General features: G+C 40.5%; 18 protein-coding genes. 11 read left to right on the top strand and 7 right to left on the bottom strand.

Annotation, left to right across the window (positions count from 1 at the left end; genetic code table 11):
* Nucleotides 1-78: 78 nt before the first annotated feature.
* The 4 genes from A33Q_RS09085 (at nucleotide 79) to A33Q_RS09070 (ending at nucleotide 2,182) form a co-directional block, all read left to right on the top strand.
* A complete protein-coding gene (locus A33Q_RS09085) occupies nucleotides 79-384 on the top strand; it encodes a hypothetical protein (RefSeq protein ID WP_016255002.1) in 306 nt (101 codons plus the stop codon).
* Complete coding sequence (locus A33Q_RS09080) at nucleotides 375-1,373, top strand: PD-(D/E)XK nuclease family protein (protein WP_009034615.1); 999 nt, start codon at nucleotides 375-377, stop codon at nucleotides 1,371-1,373. Before A33Q_RS09085 ends, A33Q_RS09080 begins: the two co-directional genes overlap by 10 nt.
* A 196-nt stretch (nucleotides 1,374-1,569) precedes the next feature.
* Nucleotides 1,570-1,785: a hypothetical protein gene (locus tag A33Q_RS09075; protein ID WP_009034614.1), complete on the top strand. Its 216-nt coding sequence runs from the start codon at nucleotides 1,570-1,572 to the stop codon at nucleotides 1,783-1,785.
* Nucleotides 1,775-2,182, top strand: a complete 408-nt coding sequence (locus tag A33Q_RS09070; protein WP_009034613.1) for a putative toxin-antitoxin system toxin component, PIN family — start codon at nucleotides 1,775-1,777, stop codon at nucleotides 2,180-2,182. The genes A33Q_RS09075 and A33Q_RS09070 overlap by 11 nt, the downstream gene beginning before the upstream one ends.
* 337 nt (nucleotides 2,183-2,519) lie before the next feature.
* Here the strand turns inward: A33Q_RS09070 and A33Q_RS22400 are convergent, their stop codons facing one another.
* The 3 genes from A33Q_RS22400 to A33Q_RS22480 are packed head-to-tail and all read right to left on the bottom strand — an operon-like array spanning nucleotide 2,520 to nucleotide 3,692.
* Nucleotides 2,520-2,771: a group II intron maturase-specific domain-containing protein gene (locus tag A33Q_RS22400; protein WP_235062786.1), complete on the bottom strand. Its 252-nt coding sequence runs from the start codon at nucleotides 2,769-2,771 to the stop codon at nucleotides 2,520-2,522.
* A gap of 49 nt (nucleotides 2,772-2,820) precedes the next feature.
* Nucleotides 2,821-3,234, bottom strand: coding sequence for a reverse transcriptase domain-containing protein (locus tag A33Q_RS22485; protein WP_262489359.1), 414 nt, complete (start codon nucleotides 3,232-3,234; stop codon nucleotides 2,821-2,823).
* Nucleotides 3,231-3,692 carry a reverse transcriptase domain-containing protein gene (locus A33Q_RS22480; RefSeq protein WP_009034612.1) on the bottom strand — a complete coding sequence of 154 codons (462 nt, stop codon included), beginning with the start codon at nucleotides 3,690-3,692 and terminating at the stop codon, nucleotides 3,231-3,233. Before A33Q_RS22480 ends, A33Q_RS22485 begins: the two co-directional genes overlap by 4 nt.
* 1,110 nt (nucleotides 3,693-4,802) lie before the next feature.
* Between A33Q_RS22480 and A33Q_RS09060 the strand changes: the two genes are divergently transcribed.
* Nucleotides 4,803-5,807, top strand: a complete 1,005-nt coding sequence (locus A33Q_RS09060; RefSeq protein ID WP_009034611.1) for an NAD(P)-dependent alcohol dehydrogenase — start codon at nucleotides 4,803-4,805, stop codon at nucleotides 5,805-5,807.
* Nucleotides 5,808-5,859: 52 nt separating this feature from the next.
* Nucleotides 5,860-7,050: a cystathionine gamma-synthase family protein gene (locus A33Q_RS09055; protein ID WP_009034610.1), complete on the top strand. Its 1,191-nt coding sequence runs from the start codon at nucleotides 5,860-5,862 to the stop codon at nucleotides 7,048-7,050.
* Between the two features lie 294 nt (nucleotides 7,051-7,344).
* Here A33Q_RS09055 and katG read toward each other — a convergent pair whose 3' ends face one another.
* Nucleotides 7,345-9,612, bottom strand: coding sequence for a catalase/peroxidase HPI (gene katG / locus A33Q_RS09050; protein WP_016254998.1), 2,268 nt, complete (start codon nucleotides 9,610-9,612; stop codon nucleotides 7,345-7,347).
* A 507-nt stretch (nucleotides 9,613-10,119) separates the two neighbouring features.
* On the opposite strand from katG, the gene cysS reads away from it, so the two are divergent.
* From cysS to galK, 5 genes are read left to right on the top strand one after another with little or no spacing between them, the layout of a single operon-like run.
* Nucleotides 10,120-11,613, top strand: coding sequence for a cysteine--tRNA ligase (gene cysS, locus A33Q_RS09045; protein WP_009034608.1), 1,494 nt, complete (start codon nucleotides 10,120-10,122; stop codon nucleotides 11,611-11,613).
* Nucleotides 11,603-12,583 (top strand): M28 family peptidase, encoded by a 981-nt coding sequence (locus A33Q_RS09040; RefSeq protein ID WP_009034607.1) that lies wholly within the window; start codon nucleotides 11,603-11,605, stop codon nucleotides 12,581-12,583. The genes cysS and A33Q_RS09040 overlap by 11 nt, the downstream gene beginning before the upstream one ends.
* 22 nt (nucleotides 12,584-12,605) lie before the next feature.
* The gene (locus A33Q_RS09035) at nucleotides 12,606-13,637 is read left to right on the top strand and encodes a LacI family DNA-binding transcriptional regulator (RefSeq protein ID WP_009034606.1); all 1,032 of its coding nucleotides are present in this window, start codon (nucleotides 12,606-12,608) and stop codon (nucleotides 13,635-13,637) included.
* Between the two features lie 20 nt (nucleotides 13,638-13,657).
* A complete protein-coding gene (locus tag A33Q_RS09030) occupies nucleotides 13,658-14,728 on the top strand; it encodes an aldose epimerase family protein (protein WP_009034605.1) in 1,071 nt (356 codons plus the stop codon).
* Complete coding sequence (gene galK / locus A33Q_RS09025) at nucleotides 14,725-15,870, top strand: galactokinase (protein ID WP_009034604.1); 1,146 nt, start codon at nucleotides 14,725-14,727, stop codon at nucleotides 15,868-15,870. Before A33Q_RS09030 ends, galK begins: the two co-directional genes overlap by 4 nt.
* 72 nt (nucleotides 15,871-15,942) lie before the next feature.
* Here galK and A33Q_RS09020 read toward each other — a convergent pair whose 3' ends face one another.
* From A33Q_RS09020 to A33Q_RS09010, 3 genes are all read right to left on the bottom strand, one after another.
* Complete coding sequence (locus tag A33Q_RS09020; protein ID WP_009034603.1) at nucleotides 15,943-17,175, bottom strand: MFS transporter; 1,233 nt, start codon at nucleotides 17,173-17,175, stop codon at nucleotides 15,943-15,945.
* A gap of 150 nt (nucleotides 17,176-17,325) precedes the next feature.
* Nucleotides 17,326-19,935, bottom strand: coding sequence for a hypothetical protein (locus A33Q_RS22175; RefSeq protein ID WP_016254997.1), 2,610 nt, complete (start codon nucleotides 19,933-19,935; stop codon nucleotides 17,326-17,328).
* Nucleotides 19,936-20,183: 248 nt separating this feature from the next.
* Nucleotides 20,184-23,756, bottom strand: a complete 3,573-nt coding sequence (locus tag A33Q_RS09010) for a gliding motility-associated C-terminal domain-containing protein (RefSeq protein WP_009034601.1) — start codon at nucleotides 23,754-23,756, stop codon at nucleotides 20,184-20,186.
* Nucleotides 23,757-23,801 lie beyond the last annotated feature (45 nt).

Here is a 23,801-nt window from a genome sequence, read left to right as displayed (position 1 = left end):
CAGTTTTTTGTTGCAAATCCAATAAACGGGGAAGCTGAAAACCGAACAGAGTAAGCAATAATGTTAAAACTAAATGTTATGATTTCAGATGTAATTTTAAAGAACAAAATGTATTATGTCCTTGACGAAAAGGGAAAAGAAATTTCTAAGGACTGGGAAAGTAGTGTTGGTGAATTAATGGGTTTTAGTTCAGAGTTTATAGTTTTTCTTAAAAACAAAATGTATTATACCCGTGACGAAAAATTAAAAGAAATTGCGAAAGATTGGGAAAGTAGTCTTGGAGATTATAAAAATGTTGCAGGACGAACAGTTAATTTTTTAAAGAATAAAATGATTTATACCAGAGACAGTAAACTAAAGGAAGTAAGCAAAAGATGGGCATAAGTGAAATGAAACCAAATATTTTTAGAATAGCCACAAAGGAGCTGTCGCAAGACGGCTTCTTTACTTGGTTATTGCAATGGGGTGCTCCAGAAAATGAAAGACATAATAGTGGATTATTTAATAGTGCTCAAAACTTCATTAAACTCCTTTTATCAAAACAAAATATCGAAAATGTTGAAATAATGAAAGTTGTTGCAGGGCGACAATGGAAAAAAATTGACATCTGGGCTGAAATAAACAATGAATATCTTATCATTATCGAAGATAAAACATTTACGGGTGAACATTCTAATCAACTTGAAAAGTATAAAAAAACGGCTACTGACTGGTGCGAGAAAAATAATTACAAACTAGTTTGTATCTATTTAAAAACTGGGGTAGAATCAAAGACAGCACTTGACAAGATTACAAACAAAGGATTTCAAATAATTGACAGGAAAGAATTAATTACTTTTTTTACAAAAAATGTAGTTTCTAATGATATCTACAATGAATTTGTTGAAAATCTTAATCAACTTGAAAGTTCAATAAATTCATTTGAAACTTTACCGTTAAATAAATGGAATTGGTATAGTTGGCAAGGGTTTTATCAATTTTTAGACAGCAATCTTAAAGTATCAGACTGGCAGTATGTTGCCAATCCTTCTGGCGGATTTTTAGGTTTATGGTGGCACTTTTTAAATTGGAGAGATTACTATGTTTATTTGCAAATAGAGCAGGGTAATTTGTGTTTTAAAATAGGGGAAGTATATGAGAATCACAGTTCTGTAAGAAATGAATGGTTTTCAATTTTATTAAAGCATATTAAGACTGAAAAATTGTCGGAAATAGAAAAACCTTCAAGATTTGGAAGCGGAACTTATATGACAGTAGGCGTGGTTTCTCGCAAAAATTGGCTTGGAGAAGACGATAGTATATTAGACAAGGAACAAGTTATTCGTAATTTAAAAAATTATGAAGACTTCTTATCAAATTGCATAAAACAATGAAACACAGCAGGTAACAAAGTGTATATGCCATAAGGGTTTCAGTGGGTATTCAAGCATTGTAGCCCGCTCAAAATTTCGTGTAGGTGGACAGGTAAGTACTCCGCAATCCCTTACGGCACATACACTCAGCCGTTGTGGTGCATGATAAAATGATCACCGATTTAAAAAATTCGTATCTTTAAGAAAGACTAAAAATATGGAAACTATTAGAGTTGATATATTGAATCCTAAGGCCAAAGCCCTTTTGAAAGATTTGGCAAATTTGGATTTGATAAGGATTAAGAAAGACAAATCTGAGAATGCTTTTTCTGAAGTATTGAAGAAATTCAGGAGTAAGTCAGATGAAGCCCCAAGTTTAGAAGAAATTACTAAAGAGGTTGAAGCAGTTCGCAAAGCCCGGTATGAAAAATAGAAGGGTAATTCTAGATACTAATCTGTGGATAAGTTTTTTGATCTCCAAAAGACAAAAGGAATTGGATGTCCTTCTTGAATCTGGGGCAGTAACACTGATTTTTTCGCAAGAATTGCTTGAAGAGTTCTTAGAGGTTTCAGAAAGGGCCAAATTCAAAAGATTTTTTAAAAAATCAGATATCAAAACACTTCTGACCCAAATTGAAACTTTTGGAGAATTAATACAGGTGGAATCAAAAATCAATGAATGCAGGGATCCAAAAGATAATTTCTTATTGAGTCTTTCGGTTGATGGTAAAGCAGATTTTTTAGTAACAGGAGATTCTGACTTATTAGTATTAGGGAAGATAGAGAAGACAAAAATAGTTTCTTGGGCTGAATTCATTTCACAAGAATAAATAATCACGACACCACAATCGAGTGGATGGCCGCAGGCCATAAGCCTGCGGAGCACCACTCACACCACCGTACGTACGGGTCTTCCCGCACCTGCGGGAGCGGTTCACTGGATTGTAGGTTGCGTTTTGAGGTAGTAGGAAAGCATCGATTCATAACCTTTTCTTCTTAGGCGTGACAAAGTTATCGTAGTGATCAGAATCGGACTCTGGGCAACAGCCCATCCCCCTTTCCTACCTCCCCTACAGCCTGGCCCTCAGCTAAAAACTTCCACAGGAAGTTTTCTTCACGCTGAGTCCTTCCATGCGTATGCATGGTCTTTGTCCACACCTAATCTGATCAGGTTTTTACGTTTCCGCTCAGGTTTTTTCTCCCGTACGTACGGGACCAGATACAGTATCGAAGTCGGTTTCTTAGCCACTCGTCGAGTGATTTCAGCTTTGCTAAGATACTGGCTAGGCGGTAATTGTTTACCCATCCCATCCAGACCTCTTTGAGCTTTTCGAGCCGTTCAGCGAAGCTGTACGGTTTGGTTTTCTTGGCAATCTGCTTGAGCTTTCGTTTCAGAGAGTCCCAGCTGTTTTTCTTCACTACCAATACCACCCACAGCCCGGCTCTTCGCTAAAATGATCCTAAGGGATCATTTCTTCTCGCTCAGCCCTCCTTTAACCCCTTTCTGGTATGTGGGTACAAATGCATGACCCAGCATTTCAAAGTTGGACGGTCTTCGGATACCGCTTTTCTCCCTGTTGATGGGAAGTCTGAGTTTTTCCTTTAGAAAAAGGTAAATCTCGTTACCCACTTTTCTGGCTTCCTTCTTTGACTTGGTGTAGATGCTGAAATCATCCGCATATCGGACGTATTTCAGGTTTCTTCGTTCCAGTTCCTTATCCAGTAAATCCAAAAGGATGTTGGATAAAAGCGGACTGATGGGAGATCCCTGTGGTACTCCTTTTCTACGCCTGTGCAGTTTTCCGTTGATCTGGATTGGTGCACGGAGCCATTTTCGGATGAGCCTTAGAGTTGTCGGGCATTTTACCCGTTGGTAGATCAATTGAAGTAGAACCGAATGGTCAATCCCGAAGATTCGGGAAATCCTTTAAGGTCGATGTCCACAATATCCTGATGGCCATCATTGATGCTTTTCAGGGCCTGTGTTACCGCCTTATGGATGTTCTTTTCGGGACGGAAGCCATAGCTGTGTTCCTCGAACGTAAGTTCGTACTTGGTCATCAGCACTTGGCTTACTGCCTGTTGGAGCCATCTGTCCACTACTGTGGGAACTCCAAGCAGTCTTGTCTTTCCGTTGCTCTTGGGTATTTCGACCCCTTTGATAGGTTTGGGTACATACGTATGGTTCAGGATGGATATGGCAATATTATCCCTGTTGCTTTCCAGATAGGAAAACAGTTCGGTGACCTTCATGCCGTCCACCCCTGCCGAACCCTTGTTCTGCACTACCTGTCGATAGGCTTTGTAGAGGTTCTTACGGTTAAGTACTTTTTCTATCATAGCTTAATCTGTTAACCCTTCCCGCAACCTGGCCCCTCGCTAAAATCTTCCACAGGAAGATTTTTAAACGCTCAGTCCTGCTTAAGATAAGGCTGCCCCAAAAGTTGCTCCTTATCGAATTTGGACGTAATCCAATGTTCAGTCCTTCGCTGCCCAGTGAGACCTCTGTAGCTCTTACAGCTCGTTACCGGTAGTTACTATGACCTCGGCTGACTTCTCTTAGGTGTTCACGACACCCAGAGACCTCTCCGCCTCAGGCGGATGAATATCCTTGTGGCTCCCCACATACCTGACCCAAATCTCTCGATTTGTCCTCTGCCATATCTACTATTTCGGTACTTCCTCCCTAGCGGAAGGTTTGGACTTTGGTGTGCTGTGTCACCTCATCCGACCTAATAGCCTCTGTATGCAGTTCTTGTTCATCAGTACAGACGCCGCAGTCTGGCTTACTTCATCCCGTACGTACGGGACTTGCCACTTGCTTGGCTTCGGGACAGCCTGTCCCGAGTCCTCGGGATTATCCCCGCGCTTAAGGGACTTTCACCCGTTGGAACAGTCATCTTTTTGACCTATATTCACCATTCAAGGCACACACATCACCTAAGAGCAAGCGGGCAGAAAGTGCTAAATTGAAAGTGATTATCTTTAATAAACCATGGTCGTGGTGTACAGTGAATCTGGTTTTAATGCCCGCCTGCTCTTAGCCTTGACCGTTATGGGCAATTCTGAGAACCAAATGAAGCACCCTGTATTTAAAGCAAAATTTTTTTCCCATCAAAAGGAATCGATTTGATGGTCAATTCATCTAGGCTGATGTATGGCGGTTTTATTTTCCTTATAACAATTGCTTCTATTGCTAGTCTGTTAAATTTAAGTTTATCCGTAGATTATTTAATCCGAACCCTACTTTTTTCATGACCGAATTGATCTCTCTTCTACCTACCTAGGATTAAACTTGGAATATGAAGAGATTCAAGAACTCAAAAAGGCCAAAATTAAGTATATTGAAGGCCAGCAATCAAAGTTTAGCTCATGAAGCAAACAGGTGAAATAGTAATTTATCAGTCTGGCCAGAACAATCCAAAGTCTTGGCTAAGACGATAAGAATCTATGAAGGCTATTTTGTTAAAAAAATACGGATTACCGGATGTTCTTGAAATCGGAGAGGTTCCTAAGCCAATTCCCAATGCTCAAGAAGCCCTGGTAAGAATTCACTCAACCTCCATCAATGATTGGGATTGGGGTTTGGTCAGGGGTAAACCATTTCTGATCCGCATGTTTTTTGGTCTTATCAAGCCCAAGATAAAAATTCCAGGAGTGGACATTTCAGGTAAAGTAGAAGCCCTAGGGCCCGGAGTAAATTCCTTTAAAATAGGTGATGAGGTCTATTGTGACTTATCAGAAAGTGGATTGGGCGCATTCGCGGAATATGTTTGCGTACCTGAAAAAACTTTGTATAAAAAGCCTCATAACATAAACCATAATGATGCCTCTGCCCTGCCCCATGCTGGCATACTTGCTCTCCAGGGACTTGTAGAAATGGGAAAGGTGAAACCGGGGCAACATGTCCTCATCAATGGTGCCGGAGGAGGTGTTGGTACTTTGGGCATTCAAATCCTCAAATCCTATAAGGTTAAAGCCAGCGGAGTTGACAGTACAGAAAAACTGGACTTGATGAAGTCTCTGGGCTTCGATCATGTAATGGATTATACAAATGTTGACTTTACCCAGCAAAAAGAAAAATATGACCTCATCCTTGACACAAAATCAAACAGATCAGTCTTCAAGTATGCAAAATCCCTTAAAAGAAATGGTAGCTATATAACAATTGGAGGTTCTATATACAGAATGTTTGAAATATTATTGATAGGTTCGCTGATATCAATTTTTACAAAGAAAAGGCTGCGAGTCCTCTCTCTCAAACCCAATATAGGTTTAGAACGGATTTCCAAGCTTGTGGAAAAGGGAAAGCTTAAACCTCTTGTTGAAGGACCCTATGGGTTTGAAAAAATTCCTGACTTGATTCAATATTTCGGTGAGGGTAAACATAAAGGGAAGATTGTAATTGAAATTGTGAGCTCACAAAATCAATCCGGAAGCGCACCTCAATCTTAATAGGAAGATTGTTCTGCACTTACCAATTGACTTTAAAACCAATAACAAACAGATGAAAAACAAGAATTTACAGAACAAACAAAATGGAACAAAAGCTGTTTGGGCAGGTCAAAACGACCTATTTTATTATGGTGCTACCCAAGTACCTATTGTTAACAGTGTAACCTTTGGTTATAAGAATGTGGATGACTGGTTTGATGTCGCTGTAGGCAAAAAGGAAGGACATATTTATAGCAGGAACACCAACCCTACAGTTGCGGTTTTCGAAGAAAAAGTAAGAGTACTTGAAAATGCTGAAGCGGCTACAAGTTTTTCAACTGGCATGGCCGGCATCAGCAATACCTTATATACTTTGTTGAATCAAGGCGACAGGGTAGTTTCAATCAAGGACACTTATGGTGGTACAAGTATTATTTTTCTCGAGTTTTTGCCCAAAAAAGGCATTGAAGTAAGCCTTTGTGAAACCACTGACCATGATGGAATTGAGGCTGAAGTCAGGAAAGGCTGTAAAGTACTCTACCTGGAGACACCCACAAACCCTACCTTAAAGGTTTTGGATTTAAAAAGGTTGATAAGCGTAGCCCATGAGGTTGGTGCCACTGTAGTCGTGGATAATACATTTGCCACCCCCATCAACCAACAGCCCTTGTCTTTGGGGGCTGATTTAGTTTTGCATAGTGCCACAAAATATTTAGGAGGGCATTCTGACGCTATGGGTGGCCTAGTGTGCGGTAAAAAAACTCTGATAGACCAAATTTTTCATTACCGGGAAATCAATGGAGCAACACTCCATGCCAACTCCGCATATATGCTTTTAAGAGGTATAAAAACATTGGAATTGAGGGTATTGCGTCAAAATGAGAATGCCATGAAATTAGGAGAGTATCTGGAAGGTCATCCAAAAATAGATTCGGTCTTTTACCCAGGTTTAAAATCACATCCTAGTCATGAAATTGCCAAAAAACAGATGACGGGGTTTGGAGGTGTACTTTCATTTTCATTGGTAGGCGATTTTGAAAATGTAAAACTGTTCCTGAACAGTTTGGAGTTGGCCCATCTGGCAGCAAGTTTGGGTTCAGTGGGAACCTTGATCGGCCCTCCCAAAGTCACAAGTCATGTAGAGGCTACTGAGGAAGAAAGAAAAGCACTAGGAATCCCTGAAAGCTTGATCCGTTGTGCTGTGGGGATTGAGAACATCGAGGACATCATTGCTGATTTTGACCAAGCCCTGTCAAAAATTTAATTCAATTATCGTCATATGAAAAAGGATTGATAATTGCCAAAGACCCTTAACAGAAGGTTTTTCAAATCACTCCTAAGTCTACTTTGTCAGAGCAGAAAATGTCTAGAAACACCTAGCGGGCCAGTTTCACAAATAGTGAAAATTAAAGCTGTTTGGCCACACAAAATATGGCTGATTTAACTTTACCCTTTCATTTAGAAAAGTAGGTCTGAATCATTTTGAAATCTACCTTCTAAGCAAAAAAAGTGGCTCCCTACAGAGAACCACTTTTTTCTTATTTATTCAAAATTCACCTTATTTCAAGTCAAACCTATCCAAGTTCATCACTTTGTCCCAAGCAGCTACAAAATCCCTGACAAATTTCTCTTTTGAGTCAGAAGTTCCATAGACTTCAGCAATTGCTCTAAGCTCAGAATTGGATCCAAAGATCAAATCTACTCTAGTTCCCGTCCACTTAGGTTCACCGGTTTTTCGATCGCTTCCCATAAAGACATTGTTAGAATCATTGGTTGCTCTCCAAGTAGTGTTGAGGTCCAGAAGATTGACAAAGAAATCATTGGTAAGTTTGCCTGGCGTTTTGGTAAACACTCCGTGCTTCGAGCCATCAAAATTGGCTCCTAAGGCTCTCATGCCACCTACCAAGACAGTCATTTCAGGAGCTGTCAAGGTCATCAACTGGGCTTTGTCTACCAACAAATCTTCAGCTTTAATTGGACAATTATCCATTATATAATTGCGGAACCCATCTGCTCTTGGTCTAAGGAATTCCCAGGAATCTACTTCGGTCTGCTCTTGGGAAGCATCCATTCTACCAGGTGTAAATGGCACTTCAATATCAAATCCAGCATCTTTTGCTGCTTTCTCTACCGCGGCACATCCACCCAATACAATTAGGTCGGCTATAGAAACCTTTTTATTTCCTCCGGAAGTACTGTTGAATTCTTCCTGAATGCTGCTCAATTTACCCAGCACTCTCCCCAAAAGCTCCGGGTTATTGGCTTCCCAGTTTTTGGCAGGGTCCAAACGGATATGGGCTCCATTTGCTCCACCGCGTTTATCCGAATTTCTGTAGGTAGAAGCCGATGCCCATGCTGTTAAAGTAAGTTCTGAAACAGACAGGCCAGAAGCCAGAATATTCTGCTTCAAACCCGCAATATCGCTTGCGTCTACCAGTTCATGATTTACAGCAGGAATTGGGTCTTGCCAGATCAAATCTTCTTCGGGAACTTCTGGTCCCAAATACAAAGTCTTAGGTCCCATGTCCCTATGCACTAACTTGAACCAGGCTTTTGCAAATGCATCTGCAAACTCCTCCGGGTTTTCATAAAAATGTCTCGATACTTTTTCATATTCAGGATCTACCCTCAAAGCAATATCGGTCGTTAGCATAAACGGCGCATGTTTTCTATTTGGATCGTGAGCATCAGGCACTGTGCCTTCTCCCCCGCCATCCTTTGGCCTCCACTGATGAGCTCCTGCGGGACTTTTGTAAAGTTCCCATTCAAACCCAAAAAGGTTTTCGAAATAATTATTACTCCACTGGGTTGGGGTCGTGGTCCAGGCACCTTCCAAACCTGAGGTAATCGTGTCTTCAGAATGCCCTTTTCCAAAAGTATTCTTCCAACCCATACTCATTTCTTCAATGCTTGCGCCAGCGGGCTCTCTACCCACATATTTTCCAGGATCGGCTGCACCATGTGTTTTTCCGAAGGTATGACCACCTGCAATTAAGGCTACTGTTTCATAATCATTCATGGCCATTCTTCCGAATGTTTCACGGATGTCTTTAGCTGCTGCCAAGGGATCAGGTTTGCCGTTGGGCCCTTCCGGATTGACATAAATCAGCCCCATCTGAACAGCTCCTAGGGGATTTTCCAACTGTCTGTCATTTGTATACCTCTTATCCCCAAGCCATTCTGTCTCAGATCCCCAATATACATCTTCCTCAGGTTCCCAAACATCTTCCCGGCCACCGCCAAAACCATATGTTTTAAGCCCCATAGACTCAAGTGCAACATTACCTGCTAATATCATCAGGTCAGCCCAGGAAAGTTTATTACCATACTTCTCTTTGACAGGCCATAAAAGCAGTCTTGCTTTATCCAGATTGGCATTATCAGGCCAGCTATTTAAGGGAGCAAACCTTTGTGTACCGGTACCTCCACCGCCTCTTCCGTCAGTCACTCGGTACGTTCCGGCACTGTGCCAAGCCATCCTGATAATAAAAGGACCGTAATGCCCATAATCCGCAGGCCACCATTCCTGTGAAGTCGTCAACGCTTTTTCTATTTCAGCTTTTACTTCTCCCAAGTCCAGCGACTTGAATGCTTCGGCATAATTGAAATCCGGATCCATTGGATTTGACTTACTGGAATGCTGCCTTAGAATATTCAGCTTAAGCTGATTTGGCCACCATTCCTTATTGCTTGGGCCTCCCCCTGCCACTTGTTTCATCTCACCATTATGAAATGGACATTTGCTGATATCTCCGCTCATTCCATTCCCGCCACTGTTTACTGCGTAGCTTCTTGGTCCGTTGGGATTTAAATCTTTGTCTGACATATTGAGTTTTTAGTTTATTGTTATTTGTGAATTTATTCTTTGAAAACCTTAAGGTAATATTTATTGAAATCAAAAACCAATAGATAAAAACTATGAGTCTTTTGTAATTTCAATTGCTTCAACTTACCAAAAATTAAGCATTATTAAAAGCAAGAATTAGATATCAAGAAGCAATCTCATTTAGATAGGAAAACTTTTCCAAAGTTCAATTTTGTCAATTGTGACCGCTTTCACTTTTATGCAAACTTTTGGAAAGTTTAAATTCAACCGGTAGTATTGTCTAAACGATATTTTATCAAGAGGGAAAACTTCTTCTAAGTCAAAAGCATCGATCCTTATATTGTTCAAGAATCAATTCTAAGTTTGGACCAGAATTTAATTCCACATCCCTTTATATGGCCCATCCTCAGACATTTTTTTTATTTAACGAATTCTATCCGCTATTTTGCAGTTTAGAAAGAAGTAATCTCTACAATATTTTACAGCTGTCAGGTCTACCTCAGAAAAATGAAACAACACCAACTCAAAATACACAATACCCTTAGCAGGAAAAAAGAATTGTTTGAACCCCTCAACCCTCCATTTGTAGGGATGTATGTTTGCGGTCCCACCGTATATGGAGACGCTCACCTAGGCCACGCAAGACCTGCGGTTACATTTGATACAGTTTACAGGTATTTGGGTCACTTAGGTTACAAAGTAAGATATGTACGAAACATTACAGACGTTGGACACTTGACAGGGGATGCAGATGAAGGCGAAGATAAAATTGCCAAAAAGGCAAAGCTTGAACAGCTAGAACCCATGGAAGTTGCGCAACAGTACACAGACTCTTACCACAGAGACATGGATCTCCTCAATACCAATAAGCCAAATATTGAGCCAAGAGCTACCGGGCATATTCCCGAACAAATTGAACTGGTACAATCTATTTTGGATGAAGGTCTCGCATACGAGGTAAATGGTTCAGTATATTTTGATGTGCTCAAATACAATGAGACTTATAAATATGGTAAATTGTCAGGGAGAGTGTTGGAGGATTTGATGAGCGGGAGCAGGGAATTAGATGGCCAAGGCGAAAAAAGGAATGCTGCTGATTTCGCTTTATGGAAAAGCGCAGCTCCTGAACACCTTATGAAATGGTCTTCCCCTTGGGGAATTGGATTTCCGGGCTGGCATTTGGAATGTACTGCAATGTCTTCCAAATATTTGGGGAAACATTTCGATATCCATGGAGGCGGAATGGACTTGATGTTCCCTCACCATGAATGTGAAATTGCTCAGGGCAATGCCTGCAACCATCAGGACCCAGCAAAATATTGGATGCACAATAACATGATTACCATCAATGGTCAGAAGATGGGGAAATCGTTGGGCAACTTTATCACACTTCAAGAACTTTTCATGGGTCAGCATCAGCTTTTGGAGCAAGCCTATAGTCCTATGACTATCAGGTACTTTATACTTACGGCACATTACCGCTCTACTTTGGATTTTTCCAATGAAGCTTTGAAGGCGGCTCAAAAGGGATATAAGAAGATTATAAATGGTCTGCGGATTTCCCAGCTGTTACAATACGACAATGATGATTCCGTTTCTTTGGATGAAAATCAGGTCAAACAAGTAGAAAACAGTATTCAGTCAGCCTATAAAGCCATGGATGATGACTTTAATACGGCGCAGGCCATTGGCCACCTTTTCAACTTGTTGAAGAAAATCAACTCCATCTATACCGGACAGTTGCATCCCGCACAGTTTGGAGAAGACACTTTCCGACAACTCATTGGCACATTCTCTGGTTTTGTAACTGAAATTCTTGGACTGAAAGAAGAGAAAACAGATCATCAAAGTGCTTTATTGGATGCTTTGCTCAACATCTATGGAGAAGCCAAAACTGCTCGCAACTATGATAAGGTAGACGAAATCAGAGCCAAGTTGAAAGAAATAGGCATAGTGGTAAAAGATATGAAAGATAAAATTGACTGGGCATATGAAGAGTAGAATAAGCGTATTTCTTTTAGGCCTTGTTATTCTTTGGTCTTGTGGAACTGACAAAGCATCAGATTCCACACAAGAAACCATAGTCTACAGAGAAGTCCCGGAATTTTCGGCGGACTCTGCTTATGCCTATATCCAAAAACAGGTGGATTTTGGACCCAGGGTCCCCAATACACAGGGACATAGAGACACAAGAGCTTGGCTCATCAGGAAGTTTGAAGAGTTCGGTCTCCAAGTGCAGACGCAGGATTTCCAAGCGACTACTTATGATGGGTTGAATTGGGACTTGAGCAATATCATAGCTTCTTATAAACCGGAAGCTTCCAAGAGAATCCTACTGGCTGCCCATTGGGATACAAGAAGGATTGCAGATAAGGATACCGAAAGAATTGATGAACCTATAGACGGTGCTAATGATGGGGGTTCAGGCGTGGGAGTTCTTCTGGAAGTAGCCAGAATTATTGCCACTTATGATAATCAACCAGAAGTAGGCATTGACATTATTCTTTTTGATGGAGAAGATGACGGAGAACCTGAAAACGCACAAATCAGAAATAACAACCAAATCTGGTGGTGTTTGGGATCACAGCATTGGTCAAAAACGCCCCATCAAAACGGTTATTCAGCTTACTTTGGAATATTGGTGGATTTGGTCGGAGCCAAAGGAGCAAGATTCTACAGAGAAGGGTATTCCAGGCAATATGGCAAAAACATTGTCAATAAAGTGTGGAATTATGCTTCAGAATTGGGATATTCAGACTTCTTCGTCATGAGGGATTCACCGGAGATCATAGATGACCATGTATTTGTCAATAGAAATGCAGGCATTCCTATGATCAATATCGTTGAGTTTTCTCCGGACTTTGGATTTGGACACTATCACCACACCCATGCTGATAATATGGAACTTATTGACAAAAGGCCACTGAAAGCTGTAGGGCAAACAGTGCTTTTCACCATCTATCAGGAATAAGTTTACCTAAACCACAATAAAGATGAAAAAGGGCCATCAGGTTACCATGAAAGAAATAGCCAAAAAGCTTGGCGTATCTGTTTCTACTGTATCCCGTGCATTAAAAGATTCTCCGGAACTTCATCCGGACACCAAAAAGAGAATTGTAGAAATGGCCACAAGTATGAATTACCAATACAACTTGCTGGCGCAAAGTCTAAGAATCAGCCGAAGTAAAGTTCTCGGTGTCATAGTCCCAGAACTCACTTCACACTTTTTCTCCAGTAATATCAGCGGAATTCAGGATACTGCCTATAAAAGAGGATACAATATCATGATCTGCCAATCCAATGAATCCTTTGAACAAGAGAAAGCCAACCTAAAAACATTGGTATCTTCACAAGTAGATGGTCTTTTGATCTCTCTAAGTAGAGAAACCAAATCTTATGAGCATCTGCAGGAATTGTATGACAGAGAAATTCCATTTATCATGTTTGACAGGGTAACGGAAGAAATCCCCGTTTCGAAAGTAACGGTGGATGATGCACATGGAGCATACCTGGCTGTCAATCATTTGTTACAGCAAGGTTGTAGAAAAATCGCTTATTTCTCCGGCCCTACTGACCTATACATCAGCAAAAAAAGAAAAGAAGGATACCTTGAAGCCCTTCAGGAGTTTGGAATTCCGGAAACAGAGAGCAGAGTCTACGTTACAGACCTGACGGAGGAAATGAACAGAAAAGTAACCATGGAAATGTTGGCAGAGGGTGATAGGCCTGATGCGATATTTGCTATGATTGACCCTCTGGCCATAGACGTTATGATTGTTTTGAAAGAAAATGGCATCAAAATCCCTCAGGATATTGCTTTGGCAGGATTTACAAACAATCCCACTTCTGCGGTTGTAGAACCATCTCTGACGACCATTTCACAACCAGGTTATGAAATGGGCCAGCTTGCCGCCAATCACCTGCTAGATCAATTGGATGAAATCGTACCTGATGATCCCCAATCCTTTATACTACTGACTACCTTGGTAGAAAGAAACTCTTCCCAAAAGTCAACTACTGCCTAATACAAAATCCTATTTAACCTATGAAACCCACCATAAGCAGCAAACCTTTTGGCAAAAGCCCAAAAGGAGAGGAAATCACATTAGTCACTTTGTCACTTCCAGAAAAAATTTCTCTTTCTGTAATAAACCTCGGTGCTACTTGGACCAATCTTTTTATTCCTGATAGAAATGGAAAAATGGATGATGTGCTCTTAGGTTTTGAATCTTTGGATGGTTTTTTTCATAAGGATTACCTTGACAACTATTGTTATATTGGATCGACAGTGGGGAGGGTTGCCGGCAGAGCGACCGACAATAGTTTTAGCTTAGACGGAAAAACATACCTGCTTCCTTTAAATCAGGGCGACACACATCTTCATGGAGGAATAGAAGGTTGGGATAAAAAAGTATGGCGTTTTGAAACAGAAGAAAATGAGACTTCAGTTTCAGTAAAATTTACTTATCATAGTCCTGATGGAGAAGAAAACTACCCAGGCGCTGTAGCAATTGAGGTCACTTACAAATTGGATTTTACCGGAAAGTTAAGCATCAATTACAAAGGAAGTACGGATACCAAAACAGTATTGAATCCTACCAATCACTTTTACGTCAACCTTTCCGGAGATTTTAACCAAGACATCGAAGAAAATCTTTTTCAAGTACAGGCCGACAAATTTCTTCCCATGAATGAAAAAAGTCTTCCTACCGGTGAATTGAAACCTGTTGATGGGACAGTCTTTGATTTTAGAAAGAAGAAGGTATTGAGAAAAGCCTTGCTCTCCGGAGATCCACAAATTTCACTTGCTGGTGGAATTGACCATTGTTTTGTGTTGAATGGAGAAAATGAGTCTGCTATTTTATCGGACCCAAAGAGTGGAAGAATACTTAAATTATACACCACATCACCAGGTTTGCAGGTTTACACGGGTAATTACCTGAATGGCTCATTTAAAGGCAAGAATGACATTGCATTTGGAAAAAGAGCTGCCATTTGCCTTGAATGCCAACATTTTCCTGACAGTCATAATCATGCCCATTTTCCAAGCATTGTATTGGAAAAAGACCAGAAATTTGAATCAAGCACTTCTTTTATTTTTGAAACCATCTCATGAAAGAACTGCTTATAAATACATTTCGAAAGCTTTTTGACAAAGAGCCTGTGTTGGTCTACTCACCGGGAAGAATCAATCTTATCGGAGAACATACGGATTATAATGAAGGCTTCGTCATGCCTGCTGCTATCAATAAAAAGATGGTAGTCGCCATAGCCAAAAACAGCGGTACACAGGCCAGAATTTTTTCATTGGATTTTGAGGAAGAGTTTGCTTTCGACACCAGGAGCTTTGGGCCTAAAACAGGACATTGGTCAACCTATATTATGGGGGTGACCGCACAATTGATTCAAGCTGGATTTCCTGTAAAAGGTTTTGATATGGTATTTGGGGGTGATATTCCTGTAGGTGCTGGTCTCTCTTCATCAGCGGCACTTGAGGCAGCTACAGGTTTTGCCATTGCTAAAGCTTTTGGCTTTGAAGTTTCCAAACTTTCATTAGTTCATTACGCTCAAAAAGCTGAACACGTTTTTGCTGGCGTACAATGTGGGATAATGGATCAATTTGCTTCAGTCATGGGTAAAAAGGACCATACCATCAGACTGGATTGCAGGACTTTAGAGTATGCTCACTTCCCTTTTAAACTTGAAAATCATTGTATCCTCTTGGTTGACTCCAAGGTAAAACATTCTCTCGCTGACTCGGCTTATAACCAAAGAAGAAATGAATGCAGGGAGGGTGTAGTCAGGGCCCAACATTTACCCAAAAAAGTCGATGCTTTAAGAGATATGGACCTTTCTGATTTAGAACAAATCAGTACCCAAATCAGTCCCACCGTCTATAACCGGTGCAAGTATGTAATTGAGGAAAATGCACGTGTCTTAAAAGCCTCAGCTCTTTTGGAAAAAAATGATTTAAAAGGTTTTGGAGAAGCTATGTATGCTTCGCACCAAGGGCTTTCAGAGTTATATGAAGTTTCCTGCGCAGAATTGGACTGGTTGGTAGACCAGACCAAAACCATGGATTTTGTTTTGGGAAGCAGAATGATGGGTGGGGGCTTCGGAGGTTGTACCATCAATATTGTTCAGGAAGATCAGGTAGCTTTGTTTAAGAAGGAAATCCAAAAAGGGTTCAATCAGAACTTTGGAAAGTCCCCTGATTTTCATTTGGTAAGCCTTGAAGAGGGTACTGGAGTTATGTAAAAAGAAATTAGGACTCTAAAGATTTTAAAAATAAAAAAAGGGGCAACTAAACGTTACCCCTTTTTTTTATTATCAATGTGCAGTGGGCACCGCTGCGGTGGATTTAGTATTCTTTTGCCAAATAAAGAAAATAATAAACAGCACGACTAGAATCCCCGGAAAGGATACCATTCTCAGAAGAGTCGCCTGACCAGCTGCCAATTCCAAAGCATCACCTGTTAGGCCTTCAGCCATTTTGTTTGCCCTTGATACATCTATCCATCTTCCGATAATAGGCTGGAAAATAGCAGTGGAGAACATTCCCACACCACCTATGATAGACATTCCCAAGGCACCGCTTAAAGGCACTCTTTGTGCCACGGCTCCTACCATTACTGGCCAGAAATAACAAACGCCGATAGCGAATACGATGGCAGCCAAATAAGCAGCAGGTCCTGTTACAACGCTAAACATATAAATACCTATTGTAGCGAAAATAGCTCCTCCAAGTAAAACTCCTGTTTGTCCCAAGGTTTTCACAACTGGACCTGCGAAGAACCTTCCAACTGCCATTACACCTGTAGTTAAAGCAAGAATCAACATACCGCTGGCACCAGTGCTGCTCAGCACGATATTTGCCCATTGTTGTGGTCCAAATTCTGAAATTGCTGTTAACGCCATGCAAAAGAATAGAAAGATAAATACAGGGGAGAACAAAGCTTTGACATTACTAGAAATAGAGGTAACACCCTCGACTGTAGGTTTTGGAAATGCTTTTCCAAAAAACAGAACTGCATAAATCACAGTAGGGATCATTAAAACCCACATTTGAGCCTGCCATCCAAAGCCAAAGTCAGTCATAAATTTTGAAATCAAACTTCCTAAGACTATCCCACCGGGGAACCACATATGAAATCTATTCAGCATTTTATTCATGGTCAAACCTGAGTACATATCTGCAATCATAGGGTTACAGGCAGCCTCAGTACAGCCATTCCCAAAACCTATAAATAAGGTTGATATCAGTAAACTTGTATATCCTCCTGCATAAATCGTCATAATGATCCCCAGAGTATGGGCAACAAAAGCTATTTGCATAATCAGTTTTGGGCCGATTTTATGGTAAAAAAGCCCTCCTAAAATCATAGAAATAGGAAATCCTAGGAACCACATGGAATTGATAAAACCTAGTTGTTCTGCATTAAGGTCAAACTTCACTCCCAGCTCCGGAAGTATGCCTGCCCTGATGGCGAAGGTAAATGCTGTTGTGATCAGTGCAAAACAGCTTGCATTAAACAAGGCTGATTTGTTGATATTTTCGTTCATGTTGATTGGGTTTAAAAGGTTATTGATTACAAAGATTGAGGTGATTTAATAAAATCATTCGGAAAATATGAAAAATAATACAGACTGCCTTTTTCTTTCTTTAAAAAATGCACTCAGAATTTTACCAACGCAATATTTTCAATGTGAATATCAATTCAATACTACCAAGTTTCTGCTGACCTTTTCTTGAACCCCAAACCTATCACTGTTGTATCTTAAGGTAACAGTATAAGTTCCTATCGGAACATTCGCTCCACCAAAGGTCCCATCCCATTGACAAAATGGAACTCTTGTCTGAACATTGAAGTCTTCACAGAAAAAAATCAACTGACCCTGTCTATTGTGTATCCAAACCTGAGCACTTTCTACAGCATCATTCACATAAATCTCAAAAAGCTTTTCAGGATTATCTAAGATCATCCCAGTGGGGAATACATATTGAAACTCACAATCTTCAAAAGCTTCAAAACTCTCTTCAAAGCTACAGCCTTCTGAGTTGGTAACAATTAAAGTATATGCACCTGCCAACTGAGGTTTGTAAACAGAGTCAGTTGAAACCAAGTTTCCTTCCAACAACCATTCATAAGACTCAAATTCACCGGGGGATATAGTTTCACCTAAATTGATATCCGCACAGACTGAATAAAATTCATTGATACTTGGGCGTCTGTCATCCAAGCTTCTCAATATCAAAACGACATCATTGGCCAGCTCACAACCCAGAGCGTTAAAAACCAGCACCTCGTAAGTCCCTTCTTCTTCAACTGTAATGACATCAAGACCGTCAAATTGTGTAAGAATGGTCTCATTGCCATCCTGGTCAAGGAATATCCATTGGATATCAGCAATCAAATTCCGCTGATCCGATTCTAAAGCTAAAACGGTAAATGGAGAATCTATACAAAAAGGATCTACTTGAAGATCAATATCAATGGAGAATACAGGTTCCTCCACAACAAATTCCAAGGGATCTACTGCACAGAATCCACTTCCTCTTGGCTGCACCTCCAGAAAAAAGGTGTCAAAAGCTGTTGGGATCCAATTCTCTCCCCTCCCCACAATTTCTCCATCTCCATTCCTCCAGCGGATGATGACTGACTCAGGGTCTCTACCAAACAATTCCGCTACATAAAGTTTGTTTCCAAAGCAGTCTTCCTGGGTAAGTGCTACGTCGAATTGGATTTCGGAGGAAACATCAACTCTAAAATTTGTCCTTCTAGGGCAGTTTTCTGGATTTGATGTTTTTTCCCTTCCTACAATGCTGTAATCTCCTGCTTCTGTAAGTTGAAATGCCTCGCCGGCATCCCTTGTTCCTAGTGATTCTGTTCCTCTAAAAAGCTCGAATTCAAGATCTTCATTTGTGGTAGGCTCCAAGTCAAAAGATTCACAAACATTAATCCGGCTAGGCACTGAGAAAGTGACAAGATTCTTTTTGGACACATCCAGCACTGCATCCCAAGGAATGACACAACCGTTGGAATCGATGATTTCAAAAGCATAAAAATCTCCCGGAAGATCATCTATTACAAACTGATTTTGATTTGGAACAGGTTCCTCTTTTACTACACCACCATTTCCAGTTACAACCCTATAATCTCCCTGAACAACTCCATTGACAAAAGTGACCACCAACTGGCCGTCATTTGTACCCAGAGAATCGCAAGTTTCACCTACAGCAGTTACCTCAAAAACATCACTTGCCTCCGGACCCAAACTGGGCACAATCACAATTCCAGTTCTGAAACAGCCATTGGTATTTGTTTCTACCGTATAAATCCCTGATGGGACATTTGAAAATGAAATCACCTCTCCTTCTGCAAAATTAAACCCCTCAAACCCCAATTCAATGATTTTCAATTCATCTAAAACACTCTCTGTCAAAATTTCAAAGCTACCATTATTGACATCACAATCTGAGGCTGAGATTATATTTTGAGGACTGTACAATGGCCCTTCATTGATGGAGAAAGCTATGGATTTCTCCGAAGTACAGCCTGGGTTTTGAGGATTGGCTACGCTAAAAAACAGGGTATAATCTCCTGGTCCTTCCAGGTCATTTTCTGTATCTATATTCAAAGAAAATGAATTCCCCAAGTTGATACGTTGGCTTTCTCCCTGTTTCAGTGCTGACCAGTCCCCTCTCAAAGGTGTATCTGCAGTCACTGCTACAAACTCTCCTTCGCATGCATCTGGCTGTTGGATGCTTAGTGTAAAATCATCAGGTGGACCTACAAAAGTACTTCCTGTAATCAGGCAATCCTGTCCCCCGCCTGAATTGGTAAAAAACAAAGAAATGAAGTATGGCCCTTCTTCAGTAACAGTCAATTCATTACTATTTCCTACAATTTGGTCAGCTGCATTTCTCCATTCAAAGGTGTATTGAGCAAACCCAGGAGTCGATGTAGGAATTGCACTGATAGTAGTGGGTTCGTCCCCACAAAGTAAATAGTCAGGACGTAAAATTAATTCCGGACCTTGTACAACTTCTACTGTCCTGCTTTCAGAATAGATCACAGCTCCTGACCTGCTTACGCTCACTGTCACTGTATGAGGACCTAAATCTGTAAACCTGACAGGTATTGTTTCGTAATTTTCCCCTCTTCCGCTGGCTGTAAAATACTCATTACCCGAGGGGTTGATCACACTCCATTCATATCTGTCAGAAGCTGCTATTCCACCAGCAGAAAATTCTGCGATAACAGCTCCAAAAACAATACAGAGCCTTTCCGGGCCTACAAGTTCCGGATCATTGAAGGTCATTTCAGTATTGTTTTCAGCCTCTATTAAAGAAGGCTTAATATTCGCTTTAGCATAGGATATGCCTAAAAGAACTGTTAAAAAAACTAACAGAGTTGAAGGTAATAGCAGTTTCAAGGTGGAGCTTATGGTCATTCCTGGATTTATACAGAATCAAATAATCGGCAATTTTACAATTATAACTTTTAAAATAATTGAAAATTGCATCTTATAATTTGAAACTCCCATCCAAAAACAGTACCAGTATTGAATCAGTCAATCACAGTCAGGGTAGTCATCATGGTCTGTTCAATACCTTCTTGGGTATTTTTATAATGAATCCGAACAGCATAGGCACCGATGGGGAGCTTTTCCCCTCTATAAAAGCCATCCCACACACAAGAGACCGAATTTTCCACCAAACTTCTTTCCGAGCAAGAAAAGACTTCCTGACCCCATTTATTAAAAATCCATACATCAAGTTCATCAATTAAAAAATTAGAATAAATCAGGAAATTTCTATCGCTACTCCCTGGAATGATTGCATTAGGAAGAGAAACTTTAAGCTCACATTCTTCCTCAACTTCAAAAGTGGTTATATACTCACAATTCTCCTGACTATTTACAACAAGAGTATAAGTTCCCACCAACTGCGGTTTGTAAGTTGGGCTTGTTGAAAGAAGCCTATCATCCAAATACCATTCATAAGTACTGAAATTCCCCGGGTTGATCGTTTCCCCGATTTCATATTCTGCACAGATTTCGTAAAGCTCTTTGACAACTGGTCTAATATCGTCTACACTTTGCAGTATCAAGATCATTTCGTCGTCTAATAGACAACCAAGTTCATTATAAACAAATACTTCATAGGTTCCTTCCCTTTCCGCAACTGCTTCAAATAGATTTTGAAATTGGGGCAAAGACTCACTATTTCCATTTAGGTCGGTAAAAAACCACTCAATTCTTTCAACTTCTTCGGGCAGATCAATCTCCAGATCAATCACAGTGGATAGATCATCCGGGCAAATCACTCCTGCCTGAAGAAATGCATCTACTGATAGAATCGGAGCTTCGATAGTAAATTCGTCCAGTTCAATGTCACATGGCAAACTTCCTGCAGGTTGCACTTCAAGGGTATAGGTTCCTGGTGTGCTAGTCGTGAAAATTGGAGAATTGCCCAATTCCTGACCTCCCGAATTTCTCCAAGTGATCAAAACATCTTCCGGAGCACTGTTTCCAATATTAGCCTCATAAGTAAATTCACCTTCGCAGGACTGATCTATTAATTCAGCTGAAAAAATTATCGCATCAACGACCCTGACTTCAAAAGTTTTTACATTTGGACAGATTGGATTATTTGGATCAGCTCCCCTGATTTCATATTCACCTGATTGGTTCAAAACAAATCTTTCATCCGGATTTTTAGTTACTTGCTCTCCATTGGGATAAGTCAATGTGTATACCAAAGAAAAATTGCTTTCAGGAATCCATTCATACCTTTCGCAGATGACCAACTCTTCTTCCGGCACTTCGAATTGGGTAAGATTGTCGCTGATTTCTATGTCAATATTGGTTCTGCCAATTTCGCAAGTGGTATTAATACTGTTGTATACAGTTACCTCATAAGTTCCCGATACAGTTGCCACGATACTTGAAGAATTTTCTTCAACTGTCAATACTGTAATCTCCCCATCCTCATCAAAATACCTCCATCGGATTCTACCTACATTTTCAAAATCTGTATCCAAAGTTATTGTAGCGTCTGGGCCGAAAGGACATAATAAACTTGCATCCAAATCTACAGGAACACTCAATACAGGCTCAGGAACAATAAATTTTGTGGGTGGAGTTGGGCAAGTACCTAAAATATTACGGGGTTGCATTTCTACCTCATACTCTCCATAGGTAACAGGGGACATATTGATACCGGTACTGACCACTTCTCCAGCTTCATCATACCATCGGATCCTTACTTCACTTGGGTCATAATTGAGGATATTTGCCTCCCAAACTTGGTTTCCAACACAGTCTTGGGAAAGAAATTCTATTTCAAAATCTACAGGATCAACATCTTCTATACTTAGCTCAACTTTAGTTGGACAAATCTCTTCAGGAAAATCCAAATGCCTTCCTATCAATTCATAATCCCCAGCCTCTGTAATAGTGAAGGTTTGACCAACCCTCTCTTCTCCTGTAGCTTTATTTCTTAATAGGAATTCAAGTGGTTGTGTTGTTTCAGGAACAAGTTCATAAATTTCACAAAACTTAAAAACTGTTGGAACAGTGAATTCAACCTGGGGAAGACCCGGAACTTCAATTCTCTCAACGAAGGGGACCATGCAGCGATTATCTTCTTCATCATCGTCTTCATCTCCCTCTTCACCTTCCTCCTCGTCGTCCTCACCTTCTTCTGATGGTTCTTCAGGAATAAAAACCTCAAAGTAAAAAATACCGCCAGGTACTTCAATCACAAATTCAATATCCTCTAACTCATCGCTTTCCAATACCCCAGTCCCTACCAAATCTCCTCTTTCGGTATATAATTCATAAATAAGATCAATCGGGCCATTTTCAAAAAAAACCGTAAAGCTTCCATTATTTTTCCCTTCATCTGAACAGGTTTCAGGAACTATGCTATCCGGGTCTACTGAAAACCTCAATTGATCGGGAACATCCTGTAGGGTTACCACTGTACCTAAAGTAAATCTACAGCCATTTGCGAAAGCTTCAAAAGTATAAACTCCAGATCTGAGCCCAGGTATTACAAGTTCCTCGCCGGCGGACAAGGAAAAACCAGGACCATTTGTTTCTTCATCGATTACATAATAAATCAAATCAATATCACCATCTGCAAAAATTCTTAAAGCTCCATCCTCAGCCAAGCATTCGGAAGCACTGTTCTCTTCTTCAATTCTGAATTGGGGATTTTGGCCAAATGTGAAATCATGGGTTTTCCTAATCACGCAGGAGAGATTGTTTTCATTTACCAGTTCAAAAATCAAAGTATAATCACCAAAACCTGCCAGGTTAGCAGTAGATAATTGAAGAAAATTTGACTGATTTATAAAAACTTCAGGCTCACCTTCTTTTTGGTAGTACCATCTTCCTTGAGCTTGCGGTTCAGCAAATGCAACAATTACATTCCCCGGGCAGAAGTTCACTCCATTGACATCCAAATCAAAATCCACAGCAAAACGAACCTGTGTGGTCAATACATTCTCACACTCAGCCTCACCCAGTGAGTTTTGCAAAAAATACTTAACTTGAAATTCACCTTCATCGTCTACCAAAAGCTCATTATCAGAAGAAACCACATCACCATTTTCATCTGTCCATTCAAATGAATAATCTGCCAGCCCAACGGTAGAAGGATCCAATGCCCTCAAAGTAAGTTCGTCTCCAGGACAAAGCGCATAATCCCCCAATAAGGAAACCTCCGCTCCAGGAAGTACCTCTACCACTTTTGTCAAATTTGAAACTGGGATTCCTCCTCTAGATATAATCAGATTAATTGTGTGTGTTCCAGCCTGAGAAAATGTAAAAGCCAAAGTCTGAACAGATTCCCCACCCTGAAAAACTCTAGGAGCTCCAGTTGGCTCTGAAATGGTCCATCTGTAGAAATCAGTATCCGCATCCCCACCTCCAAAAAACTCCTCTATCCTGTTCCCGGTAATCAGGCACACCCTTTCAGGGCCCTCAATTACAAATTCGTCAACAAAAGAATCTAAAGGGAGAGGATTGGTTGTTTTTGCAGTTTTACTGAGGATTAACCCAAATGTGCCCACAATCAATACGAAAGTCAGCCAGTAATTCTTGGCTGAGAATATTTGTTTTGATTGTTTCATTCAATGAATGTGCAGTTTGTGGACATTTTTTTGAAAAGTATGAAA

The organism is Indibacter alkaliphilus LW1, from assembly GCF_000295935.2.
Lineage (GTDB): Bacteria > Bacteroidota > Bacteroidia > Cytophagales > Cyclobacteriaceae > Indibacter > Indibacter alkaliphilus.
The sequence above is the reverse complement of the archived record's forward strand: the minus strand, read 5'-3'. Positions and strand labels throughout refer to the sequence as shown.